The sequence below is a fragment of the Halogeometricum sp. CBA1124 genome (genome assembly GCF_009741955.1).
Lineage (GTDB): Archaea > Halobacteriota > Halobacteria > Halobacteriales > Haloferacaceae > Halogeometricum > Halogeometricum rufum.
Genome location: NZ_WPCD01000175.1, coordinates 1 through 7,807, shown reverse-complemented (window position 1 = coordinate 7,807; position 7,807 = coordinate 1). Strand labels below are relative to the sequence as shown.

General features: G+C 66.6%; 6 protein-coding genes, 1 tRNA gene and 2 pseudogenes. 3 read left to right on the top strand and 6 right to left on the bottom strand.

Going from position 1 to position 7,807, the window contains the following annotated elements; genetic code table 11:
- Positions 1-83: pseudogene (locus tag GJ632_RS25525) on the bottom strand (pyridoxamine 5'-phosphate oxidase family protein); the annotation flags it as partial.
- Positions 69-490 (bottom strand): annotated as a pseudogene (locus GJ632_RS24075) (30S ribosomal protein S15); the annotation flags it as partial. The pseudogenes GJ632_RS24075 and GJ632_RS25525, both read right to left, overlap by 15 nt.
- Positions 491-717: 227 nt before the next feature.
- Between GJ632_RS24075 and GJ632_RS16915 the strand changes: the two are divergent.
- Positions 718-789 (top strand) — tRNA-Ala (locus tag GJ632_RS16915).
- Positions 790-1,222: 433 nt separating this feature from the next.
- Here the strand turns inward: GJ632_RS16915 and GJ632_RS25520 are convergent.
- The gene (locus tag GJ632_RS25520) at positions 1,223-1,897 is read right to left on the bottom strand and encodes a helix-turn-helix domain-containing protein (protein ID WP_197428054.1); all 675 of its coding nucleotides are present in this window, start codon (positions 1,895-1,897) and stop codon (positions 1,223-1,225) included.
- Positions 1,898-1,986: 89 nt separating this feature from the next.
- On the opposite strand from GJ632_RS25520, the gene GJ632_RS16905 reads away from it, so the two are divergent.
- Entirely contained in the window at positions 1,987-2,736 is a 750-nt protein-coding gene (locus GJ632_RS16905; protein WP_191453564.1) for a cupin domain-containing protein, read from the top strand.
- A gap of 149 nt (positions 2,737-2,885) precedes the next feature.
- Here the strand turns inward: GJ632_RS16905 and GJ632_RS16900 are convergent, their stop codons facing one another.
- Together GJ632_RS16900 and GJ632_RS16895 are read right to left on the bottom strand one after the other, a co-directional pair.
- Complete coding sequence (locus tag GJ632_RS16900) at positions 2,886-5,129, bottom strand: amino acid permease (RefSeq protein ID WP_191453563.1); 2,244 nt, start codon at positions 5,127-5,129, stop codon at positions 2,886-2,888.
- On the bottom strand, positions 5,126-5,614 hold the full coding sequence (locus tag GJ632_RS16895; RefSeq protein ID WP_343161228.1) for a universal stress protein: 489 nt from the start codon (positions 5,612-5,614) through the stop codon (positions 5,126-5,128). Before GJ632_RS16895 ends, GJ632_RS16900 begins: the two co-directional genes overlap by 4 nt.
- A 497-nt stretch (positions 5,615-6,111) precedes the next feature.
- On the opposite strand from GJ632_RS16895, the gene GJ632_RS16890 reads away from it, so the two are divergent.
- Positions 6,112-6,897: an Lrp/AsnC family transcriptional regulator gene (locus GJ632_RS16890; RefSeq protein WP_191453562.1), complete on the top strand. Its 786-nt coding sequence runs from the start codon at positions 6,112-6,114 to the stop codon at positions 6,895-6,897.
- A gap of 52 nt (positions 6,898-6,949) precedes the next feature.
- Here the strand turns inward: GJ632_RS16890 and GJ632_RS16885 are convergent, their stop codons facing one another.
- Positions 6,950-7,447, bottom strand: coding sequence for an Lrp/AsnC family transcriptional regulator (locus tag GJ632_RS16885; protein ID WP_089806066.1), 498 nt, complete (start codon positions 7,445-7,447; stop codon positions 6,950-6,952).
- Positions 7,448-7,807: the final 360 nt, after the last annotated feature.

Sequence of the window (7,807 nt, the reverse complement as noted above, 5' to 3'; positions counted from 1 at the left end):
GTGGTCCACCCACACCGGCGTGACGTGCGGCGTCCCGTCGGGCATGACCGTGGCGAAGTGGCGAACGACTCCTTCTCGAAGATGTCGCCGCGGTAGTAGTTCACCAGACGGCGAATCTTCGACTCGGTGTTCTGGAGCGCCCGCTTGTTCTGCTTGTCCTGCGGGTTCTCCTCCATGTGCTCGCGGAGTCGGACGGCGCGCTCCATCAGGTTCCGGAGGTCCTCCGGCAGTTCGGGCGCGGCGTCGTTCTCCTCGAGGATGGTGGTGACTTTCTTCCCGGTCGCCAGTTTGCGTCCGGGACGGGCGTCCCCTTGACGCCCTCGTCACGGAGCTTCAGACCGATCTGACTGGGCTCGTGGCCCTGCTCCGCGAGTTCGACGACGCGGGACTCGATGTCCTCGGCGTCGACGTCGCTCCACTCCGGGGGTTCGTCTGCCACGGGCCGGTCCGAACCGGACTGGCCGCGGCGGCGGGTGTGCATTCGTGCCATTGGTAGAGATTGGAACGGCACAGACCGCAGAAAGGCGTGACTGGCGACCACGGTGGTCGCGCACTTCCGCAATCCCAAGCCGCCCGAGGCGGCGAGTCAGATTTGCGGCCGTGCTGTTCCCGTGTGTATCCACCCCCGACCGAGTGAAAAGGGTTGCGACACTGGCCGTGAGAAAACCGAGTCGAAGGCCTTAATACCGACACCGCGGAACGATTGGATGCGTTCGCGGGCTCGTAGATCAGTGGTAGATCACTCCCTTGGCATGGGAGAGGCCCCGGGTTCAAATCCCGGCGAGTCCACTACTTTCTCTCGGCATCACCGACGAGCGAAGCGAGTCGCGTGTGCCGAGTGTAATCGTGCCTGTTCGAGCGGGATTTGAAACCCTGCCAGTCGCGCGCAGCGAGGAACGAGCGAGCACGTCTGGCTCTGGGTTCAAATCCCAGCGAGTCCATCTCCTTCCGTTCACTTCGTTCACTCCAGTCGACCGACTCGCCGTAGTCCCACTCGCTCGCGAGGCTCCCGGCGAGTCCACTTCGATTCTTCCGCCGTACCCAGGGAACACGACCGCACGGTACGTTCTCTGAACCGTCTTGATTCGCCACTTTTGGCTTCGAGAGTGCCCCCCTCACAGACGAGCGTTCGACAGGATTCCGGGAGCGGGCCACCGCCCCCTTCCGTTCCGTGACGGAACGGGGATGGTCGGTCGGGTCTACTCCACCGTCGCAGACGCGCTTACGGGTCGATGCCGAACTCGTCCATCACGGCACGGACGATGTTCGCTTCCGCCTTCTGTAGATGGTCGCTGGCCGTCGACGGTGCACAGTCGAGTTCGGCGGCGACGTCTTCGTGAGTCGCTCCGCGGGGCTGCTCGTAGTAGCCGAGTTCGAGTGCGACGACGACTGCCTCGCGCTGTCTGTCGCTCAGCCAGGCCACCGGATCGTCGGCGTGATTCTGGAGACGGCCGATTTCGTCGATCCGTACTTCGACACCATCGGGTGCTGCTTCGAGCGCGCGTTGGAGTGCCGCAGCGTCGCCGACCACGCGAGCAGACATGGCCCCGTCGCGGTAGACGATGGGTTTGCGGACGACGACGCCCGTCTGTTCGCTCGCTCGATGAACGGCGGCGAACAGGGGGGTCTCTCGCGGTCGCATCACGACCAACACGTAGGTCAGACGCTGAACCGTCTCGGACAGTTCCACCGAATCGATTCCGGCGGTCTCGGTCGCCCGCGCTGCGAAGGTCGTCGGGTCGCCCTCGATGGTGTACAACAGCGTCGACCGTTCGTCCGCCGCCATGCTCCAATCGATCAAACGAGCCTCCGAGACGTCAGGCGAATCGGCCAACAGCTCGAAAAACGCCGGTGCGTGGTCCTCGTCGACGTCGACGGTGAGTCGGAGGTGTTTCACGGCCCGTCCATCGACCGAGGCGCGGATAAACCCCACATGCATACCTCACAGAACCTCCATTCCACGAGCGGTCGTAACGCGAAATAGCGATGGAACCCGAGGCGCGGTCCGACAGTCGAAGACAGAGCACCGACGAGAGAGGGGAGGGAACCCTCTCGACTGGTCGCCCGCTCGTCGACGGAACCCCCGTCGGCGGGCCGACACTCGAACTGGATCCAGACGGTGCTGCGGCCGCCCTCCTGAGACAGTCGCCTCACCCACTCGTGTCCGACCCGGCCAGTAAGACGTGGGCGACACTGCTGGAGCGTCCGGACTCGGGGGAGACCGATCGGCCAGTCCTCGTCCAGTGGGTGTCCCCGGACTCGCCCGAACCTCCGGTCCACCACCACCCGAAGACGGAGACGTTCAGGACGATCGAGGGGGAGGTCACCGTGGTTCGTGAGGGAGATTCGATTCGGCTCGGTCCTGGAGAATCACTGACCGTCGAACCGGGGCGAGAGCACACGTTCCGCAACGATACCGACGACGTCGTCGCGTTCGAGGCCGAACTTCCCTCTCTTCGAACGGCGAAGGGGCTCTACACGGCCTGGGGGGTAGCTCACGAACGCGGCCGCGACGAGGACGGCGACTATCCCGGCCCGGGACTGGTGGAATCACTCGCGGTCGCGGCGGATCTCTCCGGCGAGACGACGATGGCGGCGGTCCCCCTGTCGGGACGGCGACTCCTCTGGGCGACCGTCGGGCAGGTCGCTCGGCTGTCGGGAGCAACCGGCATCGACGATGCGTATCTCGAGGACTCGTTTTGGAACCAGCACGTCGAGCAGCCAACGTGGGAGTAACTCGGCTCTTCTGAAACCCGCTGCGATACGAAACTGTGAGAGGAGAAGAACGGGCTCGACAGCGCCCCGGCGTGGTGATCGAGACCGCGATTCACGAACTGTCGACGACGTGTGCGGCGCTCCGGGAGATTCGTCGGCCCCTCCCGGTGTCAGCGGAAGAGCCGCTGTCGAATCGACCGGGGGTGCGGCCGTTCGGCCAGCAACACGGTCGTGTCGAGGTCGTCGAGGACGGACAGCGTCAGCGACCCGCCGACTATGCGGGACACGAGGCCGCGCTCCGTGGCCCCGACGATGACGAGCGACTTGCCGGCCGCGGCGTCCCCGATGGCGTCCTCGACGTCGCCCGTCTCGACCAGCAGTTCCGCCCCTTCGAGGCCGTGGTCGTCGACCCACTGCTCGAGGAACTCCCGGCCGGCCGTCGGGTCGTCGGCCACGTGCAGCACCGAGACGCGCGCGTCGTTCGTCTCCTGCAGCGCCCGCGCGACGTCCGCGGAGAGGTCCGAGGAGTGCCCGCCGGCGGTCGGCAGGAGAATCTCGCTCGGGTCGAACCCGCGCTCGTCGAGGACGAGCACGTCACACGGGAGGTCGTGCGTCAGTTCGTCGAGCGGACCCTCGACGCGCCCGCCGGCGAGTCGCGTCCCGCTGTGACCCATGACCAACCGCTCGACGCCGTGTTCGCGAGCGAGGTCGAACACTTCGCCGAGGCCCTCGTGCGAGAGGACCGTCCGCGTCTCGACCGACACGTCCAGCCGCTCCGCGTCGCGTCGCGCGTCGGCCACGAGCCGCTTGGACGTCTTCGAGATACGGTCGCGCTGGGCGGCGGCGGCCTCCAGCGAGGTCTGGTCCGGCACCTGAATCACGTGCGTCGCGAGGACGCGCCCGCCCTCGTGTTTCGCGAGTGCCGCGCCAAGGGTGACGAGCGACCGCTCGGTTCGGGGGTTCGAGAGTGCGACCATGGTCGTCGGGGCGTCCGCCTCGCGACCCGAGCCGTTCGGCGCGACGGTGGCCGCCGCACCGACGACCGAGGACGGCAGGTCGCCGTCCCGGTCGAGGACGTACTGGCCGAGCAGTCCCTGTCTGGTCGTGTTCGTGCGCGCGTAGGCGAAGTACCAGACGACGGCACCGACGACGAAGAGGCCCGACAGGAGGAGTTCCTGTCCGCCGACGAACCCCAGCAGTCCGAGCGACAGCACGATGCCGACCAGCGGCGTGGCCGGATAGAGCGGGACGGTGAACGCCGGGTCGTACTCCGGGTCCGTCTCCCTGAAGACGATGAGCGCGGCGTTCATGAGCGCGTAGACGACGAGGTGGAGGACGCTCGCCGCCTTCGCGAGGACCTCGATGTCCCGCCCGAGCGCGGCGATGAAGACGACGATGACCGCCCCCGTGACGACGATAGAGCGGTACGGGGTCGCGTACTTCGGGTGGATCTCGTTGAGCCAGTTCGTGACGATGCGGTCGCGGCCCATCGCGAAGTTGATTCGAGCCGACGCAAGGATGGACGCGTTCGCGCTGGAGGCGGTCGCCAGCAACGCGCCCAGCGTCACGATGGTGACCGCCACTCCCGCGAGACCGACGGGGAACGCGACCTGCGTCGCCTGCGTGAGCGGCGCGCTCTGGCTGAGTTCCGTCCACGGCACGACGCCGAGCATGATGCTCACCAGAATCGCGTAGAGGACGGTGACGATGGCGACGCTGCCGATGATCGCCAGCGGGAGGTTCCGGCCGGGGTTCTTCAGTTCCTCGGCGACGGTCGCGATCTTCGCGTAGCCGAGGAACGAGACGAACACCAGCGCCGTCCCCGGGAGGATGGCGCCGTAGCCGAGCGGTGCGACGCCGCCGTCGCCGAGGACCGTCGCGAGGTCGAACGACAGCCAACCCTGGACGGCGAACAGGGCGAGAATCGCCAGCAGGACGGTGACGATGACCGTCTGCACGCCGCCGGTCTCCTTGGCACCGATGTAGTTGACGCCGACGAAGACGGCGCCGGCGACGAGCGCACCGACCTGTACGTCCGTGAGGAACAGCACGTCCGGCATCGGGACGAGCGTGGCGAGGTACTGCCCGAAGCCGATGCTGTAGAACGCGCTCGCGAACGCCAGTCCCATCCAGTCGCCGAGGCCCGCGATGGAGCCGAACAGCGGACCCAGGGCGCGGTTGACGTAGTAGTACCCCCCGCCCGCCTTCGGCATCGCCGTCCCGAGTTCGGAGACCGAGAGCGCGTTCACCAAGGCGATGAGACCGCCGACGACGAACGAGACGACCACGATGGGACCGGCGGCGCTGGCTGCCACGCCGGGCAACACGAAGATACCCGCGCCGATCATCGTCCCGATACCGATGGTCAGCGCCGACAGGAGGCCGAGGTCCTTCGCCAGTTCCTCGTCGCTCATTCGCTGACCTCCGTGTCGCTCTCTCGCGTTCGAGCGTCCGGCGGCGAACGGGTGTCACGACCCGCAGTGAGCGAGACGACGGGGAGTGCAGGGGCCGACACGAGTCGGGCGGCGGTGTCGCCCGAGAGGAACCGGACGAGGCGGTTCCCGCCGCGGGGGCAGAAGGCGATGGCCGTCGCGTCGGCGTCGAGCGCAGTCTCGACGATGGTGTCGGCGACGTTCGTCCCGAACGCCACGCGCGTCTCGACGGTCACCGCGTCCCCGAGTCGTGATTCGACGGCGGCGAGTATCTCGGCCGCGTCCGCCTTCCGCTTCGCCATGGGCGCTTTGTCGGCCACTCCGCCGCCCTTCTCGATGACGTGAACCGCGACGACGGACTGAACGTCGTCCAGATGCCGCGACAACGCGGTCACGGTCGCGACGGCGTCGCGTTCGTCTGCGACGGGGACGACGACGCGTTCGAGAAGCGACATCCTGTCAGCCACCTCCGGGAGTCGGCGACGAGAGCGGGTACTGAACCGTCCGGTTCCCGGTTGCTGCCGGCTCTCGTGGGGGTGTCCGCCCCCGAGCGTCTCGTCGTGTGGTGGGTCTCGGCTCGTCGCCGACGGGTACGCCGTCGTCGGTGGTCCACGTGTTCATACGCGCCCCGAAGTTGTGAGATGGCATAAACACTCCGCCTCAGATTTCGATATAAAAAATTCGTGGCCCTCAATTTTCTATATCGATACTACACGGGAACTCGAACGGTGTGCGTCGACCGGGCGCGCTCTGTGACGACGGGGACGGCGAGACGCGGCGACGCCGTCTCGTCCCGGCCCGAACGCCCATCCCGTCGGCCGCATCCGCCGGCCGACGCCTCTGAGTGACTCGGGCCGTCGCGTGACGGGGCGCTTCCGTATCGAAAACTTGGGGCGGCCAAGAAACCGTTATGTGAGTATAGCCGGTATTCGATTCGGAAATCGAAAAATCCGTCCCACCCGACATGCCCCACGACAACACCGACTACCGACTCGACGAGATCGACCGACGAATCATCCACGCGCTCATGGACGACGCGCGCAACACGTCCGCCAGCACGCTGGCGGCGGAGGCCGGCGTCTCGGGCGCGACCGTCCGAAACCGCATCCACAACCTCGAAGACGCCGGGATAATCCGCGGCTACACCGCTCAGGTCGACTTCGAGTTGGCCGGCGGGAAGCTCACCAACCTCTACCTCTGCGACGTCCCCGTCACCGAACGCGAGGCCATCGCGCACGAGGCGCGGACGATTCCGGGAGTGACCAACGTCCGCACGCTGATGACCGGCCGTCGCAACGTCCACGTCCTCGCGGTCGGCGAGAGCACGAGCGACCTCCGACGCATCGCGCGGCGACTCACGGACATCGGCATCCACATCGAGGACGAAGACCTCGTCGAAGAGGAACTGTTCGCCCCGTACGGCCCGTTCGACCCCGACGACGGCGAACGGGTACCCGAGGCGAACGACTTCATCAGCCTCACCGGGACCGCGAGCGTCGTCGAAGTCACCGTCCAGTCCGAGGCACCCATCGCCAACCTCACACTCGAAGCCGCGGCGGACCGGGGAATTCTGGACGGAGAGACGCTCGTCATCGCCATCGAACGCGGCGACCGCGAACTCACGCCGCACGGCGACACGGTCGTCCAACCGGACGACATCGTGACCGTCCTCTCCAGGGCCGGCGAGGACGCGAACGCGCTGTCGGCGTTCCGCGAACCGCAGTCGGAATCGGAGTCGACCGCCCGGTAGCAGCGTCCGACCGCTGGACGACGACGGCGGCGAGGTTCGGGCGGTCGTCGCCTCAGTCGCTCGTCTCGGCGGCGTCCGACTCGTCGTCCCGTTCGAGCAGACCGCTGTACGGGCAGACGTACTCGTCTCTGATGATCTGTTCGTCCACGATGTCGAGTCCGAGTTCGTCGAGTTCCTCCGCGATTCGGTTGAGGTCGTCGTGGCTCTCGCCGATGGCGTTCACGTACACGTTTCGCTTCCCGGTCATGATCTCTCGGACGGCCGTGACGCCGTCGACGCCCCGCGCCTGCTTCGAGAGGGTACCGCGCCGCGTCACCGGCGCCGTACAGATTATCTTGGTGTACAGCGGGTAGCCGGCCAGGTCGTAGTCGATGTCGACGTGGTAGCCCCGGATGATACCGCTCTCTTCGAGTTTGTTGAGCCGAGTCCGAACCGTACTCGAGGACAGGTCGAGTTCCGCGGCGATGTCGCTGGACGACGTTCGTCGAGCGTCCTGCTGGAGGTAGTAGAGGATGGATCTGTCGACCGAGTCCAGTTCTCCGTCTTTCATCTCTCGGCCGGTTCGTCGCCCCGCGTCTTAGTCTGCCCGTTCGCGCGTCGTCGGCCCGAACGGGCGGCCGTCGCCTCCGAGCGTCGACGGACCGCTCTCCCGGTCGGCGACGACCGGATTTGAGGACAGTATCCGTGTATAACGATTATATTTTGACGACCCGTCAAAGATATCGTCTGATTTATGGTGTTCTGTCTGCGAATGTGGGTATGTCGCGAAGAGACTCTGCGGAGCGTGAGCCGGCACTCGCCGACGGGACCGCGAGGGCCGGGCGGTATCGACAGCGAGTACGATCATCCGACGGAAGCCGGGCGACGAACGACACGTGCGGCGGCGAACGCGACGGCGTCGTCGTCGCCG